The 19,093-nt window shown below is 37.9% G+C and carries 19 protein-coding genes and 1 rRNA gene; 15 read left to right on the top strand and 5 right to left on the bottom strand.

The genetic code is table 11. The features are described from left to right. The first annotated feature begins 8 nt into the window (after positions 1-8). From rrf to F0527_RS16385, 5 genes are all read left to right on the top strand, one after another. Positions 9-124 (top strand): 5S ribosomal RNA (gene rrf, locus F0527_RS16405). Positions 125-318: 194 nt separating this feature from the next. Further along, positions 319-996: a response regulator transcription factor gene (locus F0527_RS16400; RefSeq protein WP_150285655.1), complete on the top strand. Its 678-nt coding sequence runs from the start codon at positions 319-321 to the stop codon at positions 994-996. Next, a complete protein-coding gene (locus F0527_RS16395; RefSeq protein ID WP_150285654.1) occupies positions 993-2,366 on the top strand; it encodes a sensor histidine kinase in 1,374 nt (457 codons plus the stop codon). Before F0527_RS16400 ends, F0527_RS16395 begins: the two co-directional genes overlap by 4 nt. Before the next feature lie 70 nt (positions 2,367-2,436). After that, the gene (locus tag F0527_RS16390; RefSeq protein ID WP_150285653.1) at positions 2,437-2,838 is read left to right on the top strand and encodes a hypothetical protein; all 402 of its coding nucleotides are present in this window, start codon (positions 2,437-2,439) and stop codon (positions 2,836-2,838) included. A 4-nt stretch (positions 2,839-2,842) separates the two neighbouring features. Then, positions 2,843-4,963, top strand: a complete 2,121-nt coding sequence (locus F0527_RS16385; RefSeq protein WP_150285652.1) for an MMPL family transporter — start codon at positions 2,843-2,845, stop codon at positions 4,961-4,963. A gap of 66 nt (positions 4,964-5,029) precedes the next feature. On the opposite strand, the gene F0527_RS16380 is transcribed toward F0527_RS16385, so the two are convergent. Together F0527_RS16380 and F0527_RS16375 are read right to left on the bottom strand one after the other, a co-directional pair. Continuing rightward, the gene (locus F0527_RS16380) at positions 5,030-5,818 is read right to left on the bottom strand and encodes a FixH family protein (protein WP_150285651.1); all 789 of its coding nucleotides are present in this window, start codon (positions 5,816-5,818) and stop codon (positions 5,030-5,032) included. Between the two features lie 64 nt (positions 5,819-5,882). Further along, entirely contained in the window at positions 5,883-6,782 is a 900-nt protein-coding gene (locus F0527_RS16375) for an EamA family transporter (RefSeq protein ID WP_150285650.1), read from the bottom strand. Between the two features lie 122 nt (positions 6,783-6,904). Between F0527_RS16375 and F0527_RS16370 the strand changes: the two genes are divergently transcribed. Continuing rightward, positions 6,905-7,597, top strand: a complete 693-nt coding sequence (locus F0527_RS16370; RefSeq protein ID WP_150285649.1) for a Crp/Fnr family transcriptional regulator — start codon at positions 6,905-6,907, stop codon at positions 7,595-7,597. Between the two features lie 55 nt (positions 7,598-7,652). On the opposite strand, the gene F0527_RS16365 is transcribed toward F0527_RS16370, so the two are convergent. Beyond that, positions 7,653-8,210 carry a GNAT family N-acetyltransferase gene (locus F0527_RS16365; RefSeq protein WP_147198162.1) on the bottom strand — a complete coding sequence of 186 codons (558 nt, stop codon included), beginning with the start codon at positions 8,208-8,210 and terminating at the stop codon, positions 7,653-7,655. Between the two features lie 183 nt (positions 8,211-8,393). Between F0527_RS16365 and F0527_RS16360 the strand changes: the two genes are divergently transcribed. Together F0527_RS16360 and F0527_RS16355 are read left to right on the top strand one after the other, a co-directional pair. Beyond that, complete coding sequence (locus F0527_RS16360; RefSeq protein ID WP_150285648.1) at positions 8,394-9,353, top strand: carbohydrate kinase family protein; 960 nt, start codon at positions 8,394-8,396, stop codon at positions 9,351-9,353. After that, positions 9,350-9,778 (top strand): protein-tyrosine phosphatase family protein, encoded by a 429-nt coding sequence (locus tag F0527_RS16355; protein WP_150285647.1) that lies wholly within the window; start codon positions 9,350-9,352, stop codon positions 9,776-9,778. The genes F0527_RS16360 and F0527_RS16355 overlap by 4 nt, the downstream gene beginning before the upstream one ends. A gap of 64 nt (positions 9,779-9,842) precedes the next feature. On the opposite strand, the gene F0527_RS16350 is transcribed toward F0527_RS16355, so the two are convergent. Then, on the bottom strand, positions 9,843-10,604 hold the full coding sequence (locus F0527_RS16350) for a DUF421 domain-containing protein (RefSeq protein ID WP_223823636.1): 762 nt from the start codon (positions 10,602-10,604) through the stop codon (positions 9,843-9,845). Positions 10,605-10,810: 206 nt separating this feature from the next. Here F0527_RS16350 and F0527_RS16345 point away from each other — a divergent pair, with 206 nt between their 5' ends. From F0527_RS16345 to F0527_RS16315, 7 genes are all read left to right on the top strand, one after another. Then, positions 10,811-12,019, top strand: coding sequence for an MFS transporter (locus F0527_RS16345; protein WP_150285646.1), 1,209 nt, complete (start codon positions 10,811-10,813; stop codon positions 12,017-12,019). A gap of 173 nt (positions 12,020-12,192) precedes the next feature. Further along, positions 12,193-12,837: an SIMPL domain-containing protein gene (locus F0527_RS16340; RefSeq protein ID WP_150285645.1), complete on the top strand. Its 645-nt coding sequence runs from the start codon at positions 12,193-12,195 to the stop codon at positions 12,835-12,837. Between the two features lie 112 nt (positions 12,838-12,949). Beyond that, positions 12,950-14,230 carry a M48 family metallopeptidase gene (locus tag F0527_RS16335; protein ID WP_150285644.1) on the top strand — a complete coding sequence of 427 codons (1,281 nt, stop codon included), beginning with the start codon at positions 12,950-12,952 and terminating at the stop codon, positions 14,228-14,230. 122 nt (positions 14,231-14,352) lie between these two features. Continuing rightward, positions 14,353-14,973 carry an NAD(P)-dependent oxidoreductase gene (locus tag F0527_RS16330; RefSeq protein WP_150285643.1) on the top strand — a complete coding sequence of 207 codons (621 nt, stop codon included), beginning with the start codon at positions 14,353-14,355 and terminating at the stop codon, positions 14,971-14,973. 22 nt (positions 14,974-14,995) lie between these two features. After that, the gene (locus F0527_RS16325) at positions 14,996-15,730 is read left to right on the top strand and encodes a hypothetical protein (RefSeq protein WP_150285642.1); all 735 of its coding nucleotides are present in this window, start codon (positions 14,996-14,998) and stop codon (positions 15,728-15,730) included. Continuing rightward, positions 15,730-16,425: a hypothetical protein gene (locus F0527_RS16320; RefSeq protein WP_150285641.1), complete on the top strand. Its 696-nt coding sequence runs from the start codon at positions 15,730-15,732 to the stop codon at positions 16,423-16,425. Before F0527_RS16325 ends, F0527_RS16320 begins: the two co-directional genes overlap by 1 nt. A 93-nt stretch (positions 16,426-16,518) precedes the next feature. Continuing rightward, entirely contained in the window at positions 16,519-17,805 is a 1,287-nt protein-coding gene (locus F0527_RS16315; protein WP_150285640.1) for a hypothetical protein, read from the top strand. A 26-nt stretch (positions 17,806-17,831) separates the two neighbouring features. Here the strand turns inward: F0527_RS16315 and F0527_RS16310 are convergent, their stop codons facing one another. After that, positions 17,832-19,028, bottom strand: coding sequence for an alanyl-tRNA editing protein (locus tag F0527_RS16310; protein ID WP_150285639.1), 1,197 nt, complete (start codon positions 19,026-19,028; stop codon positions 17,832-17,834). Positions 19,029-19,093: the final 65 nt, after the last annotated feature.

The following is a 19,093-nucleotide window of genomic DNA, read 5'->3' as shown; positions in this document are numbered from 1 at the left end:
TCAAATAGTCTAGTAATGATGGCAAAGAGGTCACACCCGTTCCCATGCCGAACACGGAAGTTAAGCTCTTTAGCGCCGATGGTAGTTGGGGGCTTCCCCCTGTGAGAGTAGGACGTTGCTAGGCAATTTAAACACAGCTGATTAATCAGTTGTGTTTTTTTGTGTTTGAATAGAATAGAAAAATACCCATACTTAGAGATAATACATACATTATATAAATTCTATTAACTTTTCAATGGACAATAAATGAATCAACAGGGTACATCTTTCGATAATTCGCTATAATGGAAGAAAAATGATGAAATGGAGCACGTGAAGTTGGCAAAAATATTAGTTGTAGATGATGATCCATTTATTTTAGACCTTGTAAGCATTCATTTAGCCCAGGCCCACTATACAACTTTAAAAGCGAGCGATGGTGTACAAGCGCTTGCTATATTAGAAAAAGAGGCGCCAGATCTAGTTGTAGCTGATGTCATGATGCCTCAAATGGACGGTTACGAACTGACCAGAATCATAAGAGAACAATGGGATATCCCTGTTCTTTTGCTTACAGCAAAGGGAGAATTGAATGATAAAGAAAATGGCTTTAATGCGGGCTCTGATGATTACTTGGTAAAGCCATTCGAACCAAGAGAATTATTATTTCGGATTGCGGCTATATTGCGCCGTTATGATAAGCCTAATAATTCCATCAATCAATTAGGTTCGTTAATGATTAACCGAAAGAGTTATGAGGTAACAGCAAACCATACCACGCTCCTATTACCATTAAAGGAATTTGAAGTACTTGCGTTACTAGGTTCTCGGCAAAATCAAGTCTTTCAACGCTCAGAGATTATGGAGAAAGTATGGGGGTTTGATTATGAAGGAGATGAACAAACGTTAAATACGCATATTAAGCGCATACGGGAGCGATTGGCCAATGTTGCACCAGATGTTCAAATTAAGACGGTGCGGGGGATTGGCTATAAGCTAGAGGTGATTAAAGAATGAAGTCTTTATACAGCAAGTTTTTGCTCGTCACTATACTTACTATGATTGCTAGTTCATTAATTGCCTTTTTGCTTACGAACACATATTATCATCAAGTCACTAAGCCTAAAAATGATACTAAGAATGTTATGATTGCGAAATCTATTGTGAAACCTATTAATGAATCTACTTCCTTTAAGTTAAAGCAATACCTTCAAACAATGGGGAACGTAGGCTATCAAATCTATTTAGTGGATGAAGACTATAAGGAGTCTTTTTTTGGTGGCGAATATCGATTAAAAAACTTATCACACAAACAAGTCAATCAAGTCTTAAATGGAGAAGTGTATCACGGCATGCGGAAACTTCCGCAAGAAACCTTTGTCACTGGCTTCTTTGCGAACGAATTATCAAATACGGTAGGTGTTCCGTTCCATTATCAAGGCAAAGCGTATGCGCTGTTTTTACGGCCAGACATTAAATTGCTATTTAGTGAAGTACATACGATTATGGGTGGCTGGTTTTTATTTATGGTTATCATCAGCTTAATGGCTATGCTATTTTTTGCAAAATTACTCATTAAGCCCATTACTGAATTAACTTTTGCTACAGGCCGTATTGCGGACGAACGATTTGATACTCCTTTATCAATTGAACGGCGTGACGAAATTGGTCAGCTTGCAGCAAGTTTTAATACCATGATGCAGCGTTTAGAAGAAAATAATCAGATGAGGAGAGAGTTTATCAGCAATGTTTCACATGATTTTCAATCACCATTGCTGAATATTCAAGGTTATACAGGATTATTAGAGAATAAGAGCCTATCTCCCGAAGATCAGCAGAAGTATGTTGAAATAATTCAATCAGAAACACATCGTTTATCGAATTTAACAAGGCAGTTACTATTACTTACTTCTCTAGATCAAACAAGCCAAAGGGCCAAGCGCGAAAATTATTTACTTGATCAGCAATTGAAGCGAGTGATTCAGAAATACAGATGGTTGCTTGATGAAAGACAGATTAACCTGTCCATGGCGTTAGAACCTGTTTCTTATAGAGGAGATGAAAGTCTGCTTGAAAATGTATGGGAAAACTTGCTGACAAATGCAATTAAATATAATCAGCCCAGTGGAGAAATTGAGATTTCATTGGCTTCTTCTGAAAAAGGAACCACTATTATGATAAAAGATACAGGTATTGGAATGGATACTCAAACAATAAAGAAAGCATTTGACCGTTTTTATCGCGGGAATGAATCTCGCGGAAAGGATGGAACAGGGTTAGGGTTATCTATTGTTGAAAAGATAGTTCATCTTCATAGCGGTCAGATTGAAATAGAGAGCAAATTAGCTAAAGGGACAGCCTTTACGATATTTCTTCCCCATTTGTAATATGGAGTTCATATCCCGTTCATTTACCTCCTTTATAGTAAAGGTAACAAAAAAGTTGGAGGTTATTGGAATGGAAAGAAAATGGGGCATGCGGCTTATACGGATTGCTGCTATATTCGGTTTAATCGGTGCTATCCTAGGTTCGCATATGGCTGGCTCTATGAGCTATCAATTTAAACCAATTCACGCTCATATACTTGTTGTAGGCTGGTTGTCAGTGTTTGCGTGGGGAATATTTTATAGTATATTTACGCTGAAAAAGAAAGCACTAGTCGCAATTCACGGGTGGACAGCAATGATTGGTTCAATCGGACTGACAATTGGAATGTGGTTGAATACATTAAAACCTTTTAATATAAACAGTACGGTTGCTTTACTTATATATATAATCGGTGGTACTGTCCTTTTAGTTAGCTTTGGGTTATTTATTCTCTCTACCTTTATGGTAGAAACAAAAAAGGAGAGAGAATAAAAATATGCATGTTTTAAAAGAGAAAAAAAGATGGTTTACTATTCTGTTGGTGTGGGTGATTGCGGCCGCTCTTTTTACGTCATTCGCGCCTCATGCAAAAGAAGTCACGTCACCTGGAAAAAACTCAGGGCTTCCGGAGACAGACGCATCGATCCAAGCAGAAAAGGCGTTGAAAAAGTACTTTCCCTCCTCAAAAGGGGTTCCACTTTTTGTCGTTGTTCACGATAAAAGCGGTTTGAAGGAAAAGGATGTTAACAAAGCCATGAAGAGTATCGAGAATGGCGTCCCAAAAGTCGATAAAGAGTTTACCGTCGTTCCTTTATCTAAGATGCCAAAAAAAGCGAGAGCTTCTTTCTTCTCTGAAGATGAAAAGACATTCTTTATGCCTGTTCTTTTACCGAATGGAATGGAAATTAAAGAAGTTAAGATGGCAATGGATAAATTAAAGAAAGAAATATTAAAAGAACAGCCAAGTAACTTGAAAATACATTTCACTGGCCCTGCTGGTATTGAAGCAGATACCTATGAAATGTTCTCGCGAGCAGATGTAGTATTAATTTTAGGTACGGTTAGTTTAATCTTTGTGCTACTCATCATTATTTACAGATCACCCTTACTAGCGTTTATACCGCTTATTGGCGCAGGTATTGCCTACACGGTGGTGGATGGCTTGCTTGGACTAATGGGCGATGCCAAGTGGTTTGCAATTGACAGCCAATCATTGTCAATTATGATGATTTTACTGTTTGCTGTTATTACAGATTATTCTTTACTTCTTTTCTCTCGTTTCCGCGAAGAGCTTGAGAAGGGACTGGACATAAATGAGGCGATGAGGAATGCTTTACGCTATGTACGGGAACCTATAATATTTAGTGGTGGTACGGTGCTATTAAGTATGCTTACATTATTTGCAGCGGTATTTGAGACATATCGTGCGTTTGCACCTGTCTTTGCAGTGGCAGTAGCAGTGATGTTAATAGCAGGGCTAACCTTAATGCCCGCCTTATTTGCCATTGCTGGAAAAAAATCTTTTTGGCCTTCCAATCCGAGAAAACGAGCTGAAAAAAGGGTAGGCAAAGAAGGCTTTTGGCATAGACTAGGGCGATTTGTTACAGAGAAGCCATGGATTGCGTTGGCACCTATTGTCCTAGTGCTTGTATTCTTTGCATCTATGGTACAAAGAGTGCATTATACGTTTAACTTGCTGGATTCTTTTCCTAAAGAGATGTCATCTATCCAAGGCTATAATGTACTTAATAAGTCTTTTTCTGCTGGGGAAATTGCACCGAGCACAGTGATGGTCAAATCAAAGGATTCACTTACCTATAAGCAATTAACAGATCTGACACAAAAATTGAATCAAAAAAGTAGCATTGACCAAGCAGAAATCCAAGGGAATCCTTTCTCTGAAGGGCATCAAAATGTCGCTAAAATTAATCTAGTATTAAAAGAAAATCCATATTCGGAAAAAGCATTTGATGATATTGAAAAGCTACGTGATAATTCTTCTAAGCTTTTAGAGAAAAGCCAAATAAAAGGACAGCTACTAATTGCAGGCGAGTCGGCAAAAAATGCAGATATTCGAAGTGCCAGCAAGGGTGATGAAATCCGGATTATATCGATTATGACCATACTCATAATGATTATGCTAGGCATACAAACGCGTTCATTACTTGCTCCAGTCTATATGATGGCGACTATTTTGTTATCATTCGGAGCAGCATTAGGATTTACGGTGTTCTTCTTCCAAGATGTATTAGGCTACAAGGGAATCAGTTATCGTATACCACTGTACACTTTTGTTTTTCTCGTAGCATTGGGTATTGATTATTCCATTATGTTGATTTCCCGCATTAGGGAAGAGAAAGAGCATATGCCAATAAAAGAGGCCGTCCTCGAAGGAGTAGCTAAAACAGGCGGTGTTATTTCTTCTGCTGGATTAATCCTAGCAGCTACATTTGCTGTACTTATTACTCAGCCAGTTATGGAATTGCGTGTCTTTGGTTTTGCTGTAGCTATTGGTGTATTGATTGATACATTTATCGTAAGGCCAATTGTCATTCCAGCACTTATTGTTATTTTAGGCAAATACAGCTTCTGGCCTAAAAAGTTGAAACATAATTAATTGGTCTCTTATAAGTAACATGTATAAAGAAAACCTGTATGGTCATCGCCGTACAGGTTTTTTGTTTTATTTTACAATAAATCTTTTTGCATCATTAATATGAAGGTCTTCACCATTTCCATTTTCAGCATGAAGCTTTAATAAATAGGGACCAGCTTGTGTGAATGTATGCTTCGCTTCATATGTCCCTGATGATGTTTCCTGTAAATTTATCCAAATCGGTTTACCGCCATTAAACTGGGTAATTACCTGATAACGGACAGAGGCATTTGACAGTGCTTCACCTTTATATTTTAAAGAAACACTTAAATTCACCTTATCATCTTTTTTAAAAGAATTAGGGTTGTTATATATAATTGTTACGTTACCGTGTGTACGCTCATCGTGTTTTGTTACCTGTTTAGCTGATTTGGTAGCTGTGGTATCAGTCGTTTTTTCTTTCTTTTGAGAGTTGTTACCTGTTACAACCATCTCTCTGTTCGGCATCACATGGCTTCCGTCTTCTGCGGTTACATGTGCTTTGATCACATATACTCCTAAATCTTTTATTTTAAGCTTTGCCACATAAACATTATCTTTTAAAGTGGCAATCATCATTTGGTCCGTATTAGCTTCTTCATTCTCTATTTCAAAAGCTACATCCTTTGCCTTTGTATAATTTTTACCGTCTTTAGTGACAGCAACTTTCAGTTCTACCTCATCGCCGATTATTGCTTGTTTAGGAACAGTGAGGGCCGCACTTAAATCGGTAGTTTTCTTTTTTGTTTCTGTTTTTTCCCCTTCTTTGCTATTATTGCAGGCAGCTAGAACGGCTATGGAAACCAAAGCAATAATAAGTAGTCCAAATCTTTTCATATAAAAAACTCCCTTCCATTTGCATTGTAGCAAATCGAGTAAGGGAGTTTCAAAGTATGCATAGCTATTTAGTTTGTAGTCGCGCCTTTTTTTGTAAAAGGGTTGGAATCATCATGCCTGCGAGTACTAATAAAATGCCGCCGACCTGTAAGATAGAAAGTTTTTCATGGATGACTACTACAGAGGCAAGGATTGCTACAGGCAATTCCATCGCACTCAAAATAGATGCTAAACCGCCACCAACTTTTGGCACTGCTATAGTGAAGAGTAAGATCGGCAGAATAATACCAAAGAAACCTAGCAATAAACCGAAGATAAATAATTCACTACCGAAAAGTTTGCCATTTACAAGAACTTCTGGTGCTTGGAAAAGAAGAACAATAATCATAGCAAACAATGACATGATAGTCATACGGCCAATAGTGGAAATTCCTTCAACTGAGCGAGAGTTGAACTGCATAAAGCAAGCAAAGCTAAATGCCGCAGCAAAGCCAAATGCCCAACCACGCCAATCAAGGCCGCTTAAATCCACGTCTAAAATACCAGCTGCCAAAATGGTACCGATCACTAAAAATACGAGTGAGAATAATTCAATACGTGATGGGCGTCTTCGATGGATAATACAATCTAAAAATAAACCAATCCACGTGAATTGGAATAACATAACGACCGCTAAAGAAGCAGGTAAATAATGAACGGCTTTTCCGTAAACTATACCTGTAGTGCCTGTCAGTAAGCCAGAAATCATAATGATTAAAAAACCCTTGCCTGTAATCTTTGGCAATGTGCGTTGAGTAGCGACAAAAAGAATGAGGGCAAGCAAAAAGCCGACAACATATTGGCTAGTTACAGCTTCAGACGTTTCAAAACCATGTTGCATTGCAACTTTAATCATGGTTGATAAAATCCCGTAGCAGCTAGAGCCAATAACAATCATTAATGGAAATATTAAATTTTTGTTCATTTTCGACACTCCTGTATATATTCAAACCTATATAGTATAAAGACATTAACTGTTTTTGCTTATAATATCTTATCAAAACAGCTTATAATGAAATAGGACATATGTCTATAAAGGAGGCTTTTATGAAAGTAATACATGATTCCTGTAAGCTTCATGAAAAGATACATCAATATAAGCTTCAAGAAATCTTTCCTACTTTTTCTAGCAAGCCCTTTGCCCTTTACCATTATGCTGCTGGCGAAATATTACTTCATGAGGGAGAAGAAATGACAATGCTCCTTTATTTAGTAGAGGGAAAGATTAAAACGACATCAAGCGTAGGAACAGGAAAGTCATTGCTTTTACGCTTTAGCCAACCGCTATCAATTATTGGAGATTTAGAACTGGTACGTCATGTACCCGTACAATCTCAAATCACATCTGTCACCGAGTGTTTATGTATCGCCCTGCCATTTGATTATATTAACCAGTATGAAAAAGATAATCCGTTATTTTTACAGCATCTCATCAAACATCTTAGTTATAAGCTTCAAACCTGCACGACTGCAGCACGAGTCAATTTGCTGGCTTCTGTAGAGAATCGTTTTGCAAGTTATTTATTAAGCATTACAACACCTGATAATGAATTTGGCGTGGAACTACAAACCCAGAATATAGGTGAAATTGCTGATTTATTAGGTACGACAAGACGCCATTTGGATAGAGTTATCCATAAGTTAAGCGAGCAGGGGATCATCGAGAGAGGAAATAAATTCTTTCGAATATTATCGCATGATGCGTTAGAGGATTTATCGCAAGGCATACGTTATGAATAAGTAATTTTGAAATATAGAAAAACCGGCGAAGCGTAGGTTTCGCCGGTCGTATGCATTAAACTTTTTTAACCATGTGATCAAATTCTTCACCAATGATTATCCAAGGCTCTGCATATACATAGCCCATTTTTTCATACAGTTTTCGAGCGCGCTCTTTTTCCTTTTCAACGCTTAGAGAAAGTTTACTGTAGCCTTTTTCTTTGGCTAGGGTATCCACGTATTCTAAAAGTGCTGTACCAATGCCTTTTCCTCTAAACTTTGGCGAAGTACAAATGGTGTCAATGTAAAACTCATCAGGCCTTGCCTCTACCTCAATAGTCTGGATCTCAGCTCCTTTATCAGCTAGCCACTTTTCGAGGTTATGATCTAGCTCCTGTGCTTGATCGCCCCCATAGACCACCATCATACCCGCAACATTCCCATCAATCTCTGCAACATATGTATTTAGATAGGAATGGCGGTTGTCTTTACGTTTAAATAAAGCCTGCAATTCATTCAAAACAGTTTGAGGTTCTGTTTCTCCTGTTAGCCTATTGGCAATATCACCTATAGCATCTACAATAAGTGGTGCAATATAAGGTGCGTCTGCAATTTGTGCATGTCGTATATTCATTCTATCCCTCCTCTATTTAGTATACCAAAAATGACTAAACTTAATTTTAATAATTCTGTACCTTTAGGATACAATTGTGTTGAAAAAAGAATGAGATTTTACCTAATTTTTTTCGTCAAATGCTTTTGTAGTATAAGTCTTCATGGTAGGATAGAAGGAAGATATGTGTGAAGGGGTTTCGAAATGATTGATTCAAAAAAAGAATTAATCCTCGTCTATGGGGATGCATTCGTTGATTTTATAGCAAACGATACGACAAATACATCTTTTACAAAGTATTTAGGTGGTGCAACTGTCAATGTAGCGGCAGGCATAAGCCGAATTGGAGCACCAGCAGCATTAATTACCGTTACAGGCGATGATGAGACATCTCAGTTTGTACGCCAAGAACTAGATCTAGAAGGCGTAATTATGAATTATGCAAAAGTTATTCCAGAAAAACGAGTAAGTGGAGTGCATGTTCATTTAACAGAAGAACATGAACGCATTTTTACAAATTATATAGATGATACACCAGATCTACAAGTGGAGGTACAGCATTTACGTGAGGAAGCATTTGAACGTGCCTCTATATTCAATCTTTGCTCGAATACAATGTTCCACCCTATAGCCCTTGAGACTACGAAGGCTGCTGTAGCATTAGCAAAGAAACATCGTGCACTTGTCGCAATGGACGCGAATATACGTCCACTTCGCTGGGAAAGTCCACAAGTTTGCCAAGAAACGATCTCCGCCTTTTTACAGGAAGCTGATTTATTAAAGCTAGCAGAAGAAGAACTGTTCTTTTTAACTCAAACAAAAACACTTCATGAGGGTGTTGAGGTGCTTAAGGAATATGAAATTCCATTAGTGATGGTTACAGCAGGAGAAAATGGCGCTTATGTAGTGTTTGATGGTGAAATAAAACACGTCCCATCGATTTCTGTTGAATGTGTAGATACGACTGGTGCAGGTGATGCCTTTATGGCGGGAATCCTCAGACAAGTCCATATGTATGGAATGCCTAAAAGTATAGAAGAAGCTTACCAGTTTGTATACTTTGCGAACCAGTTAGGCGCTTACGCCGCTACAAAGCCTGGCGCTATTACTGCATTACCTCATTATGAAGAAATCAAAGAATTACTTGATGGGGATTCTAAATGAAAAAAGAATACAACGAATTAATCGGAAATCAACTCTTTTTTGGTGGAGCAAGGGATGTAGAGAATGCTATTACGAATGAGGGCATTGACCTAGTAGTAGATTTGCGGCAAGAGGAAACCAAAGAAGTGGGTTATACACGAATCCATACACCGATCTCAGATGAACCAAATGAATTAAAGCTATCTATTAGGAATGCAGTAGATAAAGTATTGAACGCTTATCATGATGGGGAAAAGGTTTATTTTCATTGTGGAAGCGGCAGCGGAAAAGCTGGAACGGTAGCGTCAGCTGTCCTACTTGAATTAAATAAAGTGAAGACGATCGACGAAGCAATGCAAAAGACGAAAGAAATCCGTCATCAGGTAGTCATCCAGCCATCACGTCAAAAAGCCTTGCAAGAAATGTTTAATGAGTCAAAAGAGTAGCACATGTGCTACTCTTTTATATTTCCCGGGAAATCTCTTTATTTCTTATACATTCGCCATTATTCTACCCAGTCTTGTCGTTTTTTTGGGCTTTGTCGGGTTTTCGTGTACAAATATATAACGAGCCATTTGGCTGTAGTTGTGCGTAAAATACTTCATTTAAATCAGTTATATTCTTTTTCTTTAGTTTCTTCCTTAAACTTTCTTCGGTTAAATTCAGCTCTTCCATTGTATTCCATACTATTTTTCCGTCTACTACAACTTCAGTAGGTATATGTTCAGGAATAGAGACGTCTGCATTTACATCTTGTTTTGTAGCGGATTGTTCTGCTGGTTTTTTAAGGACACTCAGCTGCCCATTGGTTTCTAGAATTGCATAATGAACATCTTGGATAGAATAAACCGATTGTTCCCTGAGCATCATCATTAAATCACTCATATGAAGCTTCACGGACTTTAAGGCTTGCACTGAGATTTCGCCGTTCTTAATAATTACGGTTGGGCTGCCGTCTATTATATTTCGCCACTTTGGAGATTTCATGGCAATGTAACTAGCGAGTAAAGTGAGTACTGACCACCATACAAGCGAGACTAGACCATCTGGAAAGGATGTTTCTTTCTGAGCCGCTATTTCTGCTGCTGTAGAGCCGATGGTAATACCGGTTATATAATGGAAAAACGTCAGTTGGCTAAGCTGTTTTTTTCCAAGCAATCTTGCTAATATGAGCAAAACGACAAAAGAAATAGTCGTTCGAAATAGCATTTCCCATAAATTTGTTTCCCAAAATTTTGATTCCAAGAAATTAGAATCCCAGAAATTCTCCATATATAGTCACTCCTCTATTCATTCGCGCTTAGTATGAACGTAAAAAAATAGGTTATTCTCTTAATAGAAAGAAAAATGGAATTAAATAATTGCTATAATAAGGTGTAACTTCACTCGTACTCAATTGTTGAAAAGAGCAATACTGTTCTTTTAAGTGAAATTAAAAGTGATAAATAAAATGAAGATAGAAAGAAGTGAATAAGTATATGGCTACGACAATGGCGAAATCCGCTTTAGGGAATCCTATCTATCCTATTATGGTTGTGATTGGGATTTGCCATTTGTTTAATGATACATTGCAGGCAGTCATTCCTGCTATGTTCCCTGTATTAGAAAAGGAGATTGGACTGACCTTTACACAATTAGGGTTCATTACTTTTGTGTTGAATATGGTTTCCTCTGTATTGCAGCCTGTAGTAGGCTTTTTCAGTGATAAAAAACCGAAGCCGTATGCATTGCCTTTAGGTATGGGATGCACAATGCTTGGTTTAGCCGGCATTGCGTTTTCACCGAATTATTGGATGATTCTGCTCTCTGTTATTTTCTTAGGTCTAGGCTCCGCCGTCTTCCATCCAGAAGGATCGCGTGTTAGCTTCATGGCTGCTGGTTTTAAAAGAGGCCTTTCTCAATCGATTTATCAGGTGGGCGGCAATACTGGACAAGCGCTTGCACCATTAATTAGCGCTTTTGTGCTTGTACCTTTTGGACAAATAGGGGCTGCTTGGTTTTTAATCATCGCAGCAATTGGCATTTTTCTTCTTTCACGTATTTCTGTATGGTATAAAGAGCAGCTTGAGAAAGAACAAAGCCAAAAGAAGAAAAAAACAATCATATCAAATCTGCCTGTATTGACTAAAAAGCAAATTGGTATTGCACTAGGTTTGCTGATGGCAGTCATTTTTGTTCGCTCTTTTTATGTTACAAACATGACTAATTTTTATGTCTTTTATTTAATGGACCGTTATCATCTTACCATTCAAAAAGGCCAGTTATTTATTTTTATTTTCTTAGCAGTAGGGGCAATCGGCACATTTTTCGGAGGACCAATGGCAGACAAGATGGGTCGAAAAAAAGTCATTCTGCTGTCCTTCCTTGTTCCAATACCACTTGCGCTTTTACTTCCATATATACCGTTATGGCTAGTCGTGGTTTTTCTTTCATTGATTGGTTTCTTCATTATGCTAAGCTTTTCAGTGACCGTCTTGTATGCACAAGAATTAGTGCCAACCAAAGTGGGGACGATGTCAGGCTTAACAGTCGGGCTTGCATTTGGTATGGGGGCAATCGGCTCAGTTGTTATTGGTATAATGATGGACCATTATGGCGTCTTTGATACGATGATATTTATCTCTATATTGCCTGTTTTAGCACTTGTCGCTTTCTGGTTGCCATCAGACCTCAAAATGGCTGAATAGTATGGAGAAGGATTATATAACTATAAAGGCAACTTATCGATACATCGAAGGATAAGTTGCCTTTTTGGTCTTTCAAAATTAATTGAAATATCTAGACATGCAGTGACAAGTTAGCGAAGAAAAAAGCATAAGATGAATTATAATCGGATAAACATGATGAAAGGTGGAATCCCTTGTATTATCAAAATATGTATCATATGCCTACTTCACCACGCTTGATTACAGTAACTGGGTTTGGCGAGGTAGCAGCAGCGCCTAATTATGTGAAACTGCAGGTGGAAGTGATTACAAAAGCGCAGGAAGCAAGAAAAGCCCAAAAAGAAAATGCGGTGCTGATGAATCAAGTGATTCAATCGTTGCTGTCTTTAGGCATCCAGCAAGAAGATATGCAAACAGCTTCTTATCGTATCTCTCCCAATTATGATTTTATTGATGGAAATCAGCTATTTAGAGGCTTTGAGGTGTCCAATGCGTTATCTGTAAATGTAAGAGAAATGGAAAAAGTAGCGCTTGTCATTGATACTGCAGTAAAAAATGGAGCAAATAGTGTTTCTGGCATTGTTTTTAAACTAGATGATGCAGAGAAATACAATCATCAAGCCCTACAACTGGCTCTTCTGAATGCTCGGCGAAAGGCAAAAGCCATTGCGGCGACGATGAATGTACATATATCTTCTGAACCTATAGAAATAGAAGAAATACAAGCGTTTGAGCAGCCTCTATATAGTAGAGCAACCTTAGCTAATGAGACAAACACACCGATAGAAGCAGGCCTTATTTCTGTTAGTGCAGCTTTGAAAGTCACATTTCATTATTAACATCAGTGGAGGCCAATTCTAGATGAATTTCTCCAATTATATTCAAGATTTTAAATGATCATCTCCCGCCTAGCGCGGGGAAATTAACCAAGGTGAGATTGGCGGCGATTAAATGAGGAAGAAATTTTTGTTTTTCACCCTTTTGTTTTATGGCATATATGCAGCTTGTATGTATGTTTATATTTTTCACATGGGCACTGGCCAAATTCCCGCAAGTTTAAAGGGTTCTGTAGCGGATCCCGCAGTATTTATGTCGAAGCATGAACTTTTACTAAGCGAAGAGTACTCAAAGATTCGAAATTACCTCTTCTTTGTCGTAACACCATTTGAGTGGATTATCTATTTATTTATTTTGATTGCAGGGTTATCTCGTCTATTCGAAAAGTGGGCTATTTCCAAGGCAAAATCAACTGTTTTTCGAACAGCTATTTATGTATTCTGGCTAAATTTCATTTCGTATGTGCTCCTGCTGCCTATCCGATATTATAGCTATCATCTAAGCATGGAATACGGCATTAGCAATCAAAAATTGTTTTCATGGCTTAAAGAAGGTTGGATTGATTTTGGGGTCAACTATATTATGTCTGCGATTGTGATGGCAACTATTTATTGGCTCATGCAAAAAAGCTTAAAAAACTGGTGGCTGTATACATGGCTGCTCTCTATTCCTTTCACCATTTTCGTTATGTTCGTTCAGCCGGTTGTCATTGATCCGCTATACAATGATTTTTACCCGCTACAAAATAAAGAGTTAGAAACCAAAATATTAACATTAGCCGAAAAAGCAAATATTCCAGCGGACCATGTGTATGAAGTGAATATGGCAGAAAAAACAAATGCGATGAACGCGTATGTGACGGGTATAGGCAATAACTCTCGAATTGTTTTATGGGATACGACATTAAATAATTTAACGGACCGTGAGATTCTCTTCATTATGGCGCATGAAATGGGACATTATGTGGAGAAGCATATCTACTATGGTGTAGCAGGCTATATTCTTTTAATGCTGATTGGGCTCTTTTTAACTGCCAAAATAATGAACTGGTCAGTTAGACATTACGGCTCTGTTTTACGAGTGAAAAAAGTTAGCAATATCAGCTCTATGCCTCTGTTTTTATTGATTACATCCTTCTTGTTATTTGTTTCGAGTCCAGTATCGAATATTGTATCGAGGTATCAAGAAGAAAGAGCAGACCAATATGCGATTGCCTTAACGGGTGACCATGAAGCAGCTGTATCGTCATTCCAGAAACTGACGAAAGCAGGCTTAAGTGAAGTAAATCCTCCTCGCTTAATCAAGTGGTTCCGTTATACGCATCCGCCTATGCTTGAACGAATTTATACTGTATACGACAAAAGCCAAAATTCAAATGAAGGAAATAATAAATAATCTATTGAATAAGCTGCAAATTGAGCAAAAGCTTCATGCTCGTTTGCAGCTTATTTTTGGAAGAATTTATAAAATAATCATGTTAGAATAGTGGGAGAATAGAGGAAGGAGAATTACCCAATATGAAATTAGCAATTTTTGGAGCTACCGGCCGAGTGGGCAGTGAAGTAACAAGTCTTGCACTAAAAGATGGACATGAAGTCATTGCTCTTGTTCGCGAACCGGAGAATATAAAAGAAACAAAGGGTCTAACTGTTATAAAAGGAAATGTATTTGAAAAAGAAGATGTAGAAAAAGTTTTTACACATAAAATTGATGGAGTTATCAGTGCTCTTGGGACAGACCGTACGACTACCCTTACAGCAGGAATAGCCAATATCATATTGGCGATGGAAAAGGCGGCTGTAAAAAGGATTGTTACCATCGGGACAGCGGGCATTTTAGATAGCCGGGTAGTGCCTGGACAGTATCGCTTTCAATCAGGCGAGTCAAGACAAAAAGCCACTTTTGCAGCAGAAGAACATCTAAAGGTATACCAAATGTTAAAAGAGACCTCTCTTGCTTGGACAATCGCTTGCCCCACTTATTTACCAGACGGCATTGCAGAAGGGCATTACCGAGTAGAAAAAAATGTATTACCGATAGATGGTATGAAGATATCTGTGGGGGATACAGCCCAATTCGCATATGAAGAATGTTTGAACGAACATTTTATTCAAGCTCGGGTAGGACTTGCTTATTAATTGTATAGAAACGGGGGATTGGATGTTAACTGATGATATAGCACATCACGGGAAAGTAAAAGAGCTATTTACTATAAAAGTAGAATCGCATATCCGTGCTTTCTTTCACCTTATTTTAATTGAGTTGGTATTTATATGTTTAACAATAGGTAATGGAACGATTGCGGATAGCGATTCAGTAGGCAATCTAAATATCACATTTATTTTTTCTATGCCAGTTATTGCTTATGTCTTCAGCTTGTTTTGGATTTTTTCTATTTCTTTAAAGATGCCTACCAATGAAGGAATAAATACATCAGCGAATGGATTTAGTGTTCGTGCCCATTTATTGGCTGACTTTTTATTGCTGTTGGTGATCAGCCTGACAATCGGTCTTACCATGCTGTTGTCCAATTATCTAGAGATCATGCTAGTAGATTTACTTAAACAAGATTCTATTATTATGGGCTATACCATTTGGAACGCGCCTTCAGTATTTCTTGCTAATTTTCTTACTATGTCAATTGTGGCCTTTTCTGTAGGATGCTTGGGTTACGCTCTTCATGCACTCTATCACGCCTCTCTCCCGTTATTCATTCTTTTGGTGGCTATAGTTCTTTTACCAATCAATTATTATATAGACTCACTTTATGGATTTCTTAGAAACGGCATTTTTTCACAGGAAGCATTCTTATTTAATCTACCCTTTTTAGGCTTATCGCTTCTTTGTATAGGGCTTGTTTATTTGATGAGAAATAAGCGGGAGGTGAAAGAATAATGGGGCTAATTGTCGCTTGTATCTTCATTCTAATAGGAATTCTGCTTATTACTTTGATGCGTAGGCTAATTAATATTGAAAGCATTCGGAAGATTAAACTGATTATAGCTATATACGCTTTTTTATTGCTGGTTGCTACAATTTATGTTGGTGTGTTTAAGCCAGATGTAGTGCCAATGACTAAACAAGAAAAAAATACAATTGTGAAAGAAAATACTGATTTTCTAGAGCGTGCGGAGAATGGACAATTGAAAGGTAAAGAAGAACCTTTCTTTGTAAAGACATTTACAACTGATGTGCCCAATAATAAACTGTTTATCACATCTAATACAGTTAGTGATATAGGTCAAATCATTATTTATATGAATAAAGTTAATACAGAAAAACGTGTAGTAGAAGGCACAGTCTATCATACAAATGCGTATTATCTATCGTTACAATTAAATGAAAGTCAGCCATTTGTAAAAGTGGATGGGAAAACACCAAGCACAATTAAGATTCACGGAGCGAGAGAAATCGATAAGAGATTTAGAGTTGCAACAGATACTATGCCACTCTTCCCATTTAATCCACCTTATTTTAAAGGTTACAGCAAGAGTTATAGTTTGATTCTTCCAGGGTATACAATAATAGATTTAAAGGTACCTAAAGGAGTAAAAGTAAAAGATTTCAATGAATTAATTGTTCAAAAATGAGTGCTAATCGTAAAAGTACATTTTCCGAAAGCCTATGATAGAATAGGTGTAACATTATTGGCTATTATATGGCTTAAAGGAGTTTGATCTGCAATGAGAGAACTAGATGATAGGCCTTTACCGCTCAACATCTCTCAAGAAGAGATTACAACTGAGAGGATCGAAAATTTAAGAAAACAGTATATAGATGAAGGATACAAGCGTTGGCCGAACCATTTCTCAGCAAATAAGCGCATGCATTTGCAAGCACTTACAAAGGAAGAAATTGAATCAGTTGGATTACCAAAAGAGATCTTTTGGAAAATGGTAGAGTTCAATGTCAGTGCTAAAGGTGGCTTAAGCTTTGAGAGAATTGCAGCTATTGGCGAGCGTATAGACTTTTTGGCATCTGAATATTGTACATATAGAGAACGTATTGCAAGAGATTTTTCGGGTGAGGAAGAAATAAAGCAGTTAGAGAAGCTTGAAGATATTTGGAGCAGGGGATTAAAGCGGCTTATTAATGCTTATACAGAAACAGTGGGAGATTTCTTCGAACGAAATGGAGCAGTGGGCGAAAAAGAATATATGCGCCATTCCATCCTGGTTATCTACCAGCAGAAAGTGGATCAGTATAAGGAGTTTCTAGAACAAAATCCTGATTATGCTCAGCTGAAAGGCTCGCAGGATGCATGGCTTGAAAGAGATTCCTATTTTATGGGAGATTTGCTGCGTCTTCTTTTCACGGGGGTTAAAATGCAAGCGCAATTGACTAATTCAGATGATGGTTACCAAATAATCGACTTAGCTGCGGCAGGAGCCTTTTATCAATCTGCAAAGAAATGGCTGATTAATCAAAAATCCACTGCTGTCAGTGAAGAGCAATTAGGGGTAGAGCTAGGTTTCTTAGCGATGAAGCTAGTGGTGTTGCTTCAAACAGAAGAGATATCTGCATCCTTAAAAGAGAAATTAAAAGGGGTGTATGATTCATTTGTGCGTTATAAAATTGAAGATCTCAATAAGCGGCAAGAAGAGGCAAAACACGGCCCTTATTCTATACAATCACATAGCTATAGCAAATTAGATGCAGAGAGTATTCATTATTGGCTAAGGCAAATGCGCTCCTCTATTCAACAAGGGGACGTGGAAAAGATTTTTCTAGAAATTATACCGCTTGCATACGAGGAATTCCAAAAGAAAACAGTGGAAAAGAGTGAGCTTGAACGGTACCAGCAGCCAAATGATTGGGATGATTTCTTTTCTGATGCAGAGCATATCACTTATCCAGCAGGTAAGCCGGATGACTTCCATTACAATACTATGATGATAGATTGGAATATATTTATTGAAAAAATCGCCAATCAGCCATCTTTCATGGTGATGAATGACAAAGGACTGTAGAAGATTGTTCTACAGTCTTTTTTGTCTTATTTATTTAAAGCCTCTACCATTTTACTTAGTAACTCATTAGGAGAGAGACCTGTTTTGCCCCCGCCTTGCACAAATGTATCATTGCCTCCGCCATTGCCATCGATTACAGAGAAAACGGCATTGGATACATCTTTCATACTGACTTGTTCCGTATCTTTTCCCTTTGCTGCAACGAATTGGACTTGCTCTCTATCCCTTGAAACAAATAGAATGGTGTTTTCTGGAGCCAGTTTTACAATTGCTCGCGCTAGTTGCTGCAATTCTTGTATAGAACGGTTAACGAATGCCTTAGTGATTATTGGTACTGTAGGATTTTCCATAGCCAATTCTTTTGCTTCGTATGAAAGAAGCTGTTTCTCCGCTTGGGTACACTTTTTCTCTAAAGATTTTTGAGTATCAAGCAACTTCTGTACAGCACCAGCTGTTTCCTTTTCGGGAGCATTGGCTAATTTCGCTGCCTTCGATAATTCCTTTTTTCTCCATCCTAATTCGTGCACGATGCGCATCCCGCAAACAAAATGGACGCGGGTCTTATTCTTTTGTTTCTCTGTTGAGAGAATTTTGATCGCTTGTACACCGCCAGTTGTGACAGGGTGAGTACCACCGCAGCCATTATAATCAAACTCCGGTATGATGACGAGTCGTATTTCGCCCGTTACCTGAATTGCTTTACGTAAAGGATATTTAGAAAGCTCTTCTTCTGTGATCCACTTTGTCTCAATGGGACGATTATCTAGGATTATGTCATTTGCCCTTTTTTCAACGGCTTGGAGCTCTTCTTCTGTTAATTCTGAGGTATCAAGGTCAATCGTTACAGTCTCTTGTCCAAGATGGAAGCTGACTGTTTGATAATTAAATAACTCTACAAAGGATGCCGTGAGAATGTGTTGGCCCGCATGCTGCTGCATATGATCAAATCGGCGTTCCCAATCTAACTTGCCGTGCACTGTTTTTGTATCTTCCGGCAAGAAAGATAGAACATAATGCCGAATATCTCCATCTTCTTTTTCTACATCCACCACTTCTACATCATTTAAATAACCTGTATCATGCGGTTGGCCGCCACCTGTAGGGTAGAAAGCAGTATTGTCTAAGACAATATATTTCCTCCCGTCTTCAGCTATTGCTTGTTTAAGTATACTTGCTTCAAATTCCTTCATCATCACTTCTTGATAATAAAATAGCTCTTTCATGATGTACGCGCCCCTTTGCTTTACATATTTTCGATTTCCTATATTATAAAATAATGAAAGCGTTA

Origin of the sequence: Rummeliibacillus sp. TYF-LIM-RU47, from assembly GCF_008638315.1 — a bacterium.
Classification (GTDB): Bacteria; Bacillota; Bacilli; order Bacillales_A; family Planococcaceae; genus Rummeliibacillus; species Rummeliibacillus stabekisii.
Note: the sequence above shows the minus strand (reverse complement) of the source record. Positions and strands in the feature narration are given on the sequence as shown.